Source organism: Phyllobacterium sp. P5_D12, from assembly GCF_054049495.1.
This window is the reverse complement of sequence record NZ_JBFUMG010000708.1, coordinates 1-1,956: the sequence shown is the minus strand read 5'-3', so window position 1 is coordinate 1,956 and position 1,956 is coordinate 1. Positions and strand designations below refer to the sequence as shown.

Sequence of the window (1,956 nt, the reverse complement as noted above, 5' to 3'; positions counted from 1 at the left end):
GCTTGTGGTCAATCCCAACAACGGGAACAGGACGAATGTGGCTGCCAGAATAACGATATGCAATTTCCAGTGCAGAAGGCCCGCTACGACGACGTCGCGCGACAGCCTTGCACCATGCAGGAAGAAGAGAAGTCCGATCGCAAACTTTGTTGCCAATCCAAAGTAGTCCGCCGCGATGCCACCTATCGGCAGGAATGAAGCGAGAACCACCGTCGATACAAGCAGCAGGGTGAAGGTATCCGGTAGAAAACGTGACTTCATCTATGATTCCGAAACGGCTTTTTCCCAGGGCGATGGCGAGCACCCAGAATGCAATGGAAGAGGGCCCCAATGATATAGGACATCTATCGTGATCATGCTGCGGTGTTTTGCCACCTATTGCCGGCAGGATTGACATTCGGGAATTTCTTGGGATTATGTATACCACAGATGAAAAAGACAGATGCCTTCGGCGCGTATCTGCCTGTCGGTACACTCACTTGGCTGGAGCAAGTGACAACAACCAGATCCCTGACGATCAAATGAGGGCAGAACGATCCAAAAAGGGCGAGCAGGAGGAAATTAGATGAAGATCTGCATTTACGGCGCCGGCGCGATCGGTGGTTATATGGCAGTGATGCTCAAGCGCGGTGGCGCTGACGTCTCCATCGTCGCCAGAGGTGCGCATCTCGACGCGATCCGGCAAAACGGCTTGAAACTCCTGATGGACGGTGCGGAAATCATCGAGCGCATGCCTGCTACCAGCAAGCCGGGCGAGTTGGGTGTTCAGGATTATGTGATCGTCACGCTGAAAGCGCACCAGGCGTGGCAGGTTGCCGAGGACATGACGCCGCTTCTGGGTAAGGACACTGCAGTGGTGACGGCTCAGAACGGACTTCCCYGGTGGTATTTTCATGGCCTGGGTCCGAGCGTGGCCGATCTCCGGCTGCAGAGCGTCGACCCGGATAACCGTCAGTGGAATGCGATTGGACCCGAGAGGGTCATCGGCGCCACCGTTTATCCCGCCACGGAAATCAGTGGTCCCGGCGTCATCAAGCACATTTACGGCAATCAGTTTGGCCTCGGTGAACCGGATTGCAGCAATAGCGAACGGGTTAGCCGGTTGGCAGCTGTAATGGAGGCTGCCGGCCTGAAAACCCGTTTCTATGAAGACATCCGCAATGATATCTGGGTCAAGCTTTGGGGCAATCTTTGCTTTAATCCGATTTCTGCGTTGACGGGTGCGACGCTCGACATCGTCGCCACCGACCCGGGTACGCGGACCCTCGCGCGAAACATGATGCTCGAGGCCCAGGCAATCGGCGAAAAGTTCGGCGCGACCTTCCGGGTCGATGTCGAGCGCCGCATTGACGGCGCAGCGGGCGTTGGCGCACACCGCACGTCCATGCTGCAGGATGTCGACAAGGGCCGTGCGATCGAACTCGACGCGCTTTTGACATCCGTGCAGGAAATGGGCCGGCTTTGCGACGTGGATACGCCCTTTATCGACAGCGTGCTTGCGCTTGCCCAGCAGATGGGGCGTGTGAGGGGGCTCTATCCAACCTTCGCCGAAGTGGCGAAGGCCAAGCTTGTCATGGCATCGTGATCCATTCCCGTTCGCCGTTTCAAAGAAAATCGAGGCAAAATTTGCTCTTGGGGCTGTTGAGATTCACGTTATGACGCGACGAAAATGGTGGTTTTCGAGCACCGGAGCGCAGCGTACTTTAAGGTACGTGAGCACCGGAGCGCAGAGAAACGCCATTTGCAGGCCGTCAGAGCGTGAATACCACAGCCCCTAGAGAACCACTGGTTTTGTTGTGTTTAACTTGCTTGGGGGTGAGAGCTTGGCTCAGACACTGTTCATACCGAAAGAGATCGACGAGCTGCGGGTTGGCGGTTCGCCGGAGACGGTCAAGAAGCTGATAGCGCTTGGGTTTGCGGTTGTGGTCGAGGCTGGCGCAGGGGTTGCCTCGCGCA

The 1,956-nt window shown here is 56.6% G+C and carries 2 protein-coding genes and 1 pseudogene; 2 read left to right on the top strand and 1 reads right to left on the bottom strand.

What is annotated here, in order from left to right; translation table 11 throughout:
* Positions 1–261: bile acid:sodium symporter (locus ACXJ5O_RS25540; protein ID WP_457302350.1), on the bottom strand; the 261-nt coding region annotated here is incomplete at its 3' end.
* Positions 262–565: 304 nt separating this feature from the next.
* Between ACXJ5O_RS25540 and ACXJ5O_RS25535 the strand changes: the two genes are divergently transcribed.
* Both ACXJ5O_RS25535 and ACXJ5O_RS25530 read left to right on the top strand, forming a co-directional pair.
* Positions 566–1,585 (top strand): 2-dehydropantoate 2-reductase, encoded by a 1,020-nt coding sequence (locus ACXJ5O_RS25535; RefSeq protein WP_457302349.1) that lies wholly within the window; start codon positions 566–568, stop codon positions 1,583–1,585.
* A 238-nt stretch (positions 1,586–1,823) separates the two neighbouring features.
* Positions 1,824–1,956, top strand: a pseudogene (locus ACXJ5O_RS25530) (Re/Si-specific NAD(P)(+) transhydrogenase subunit alpha); the annotation flags it as partial.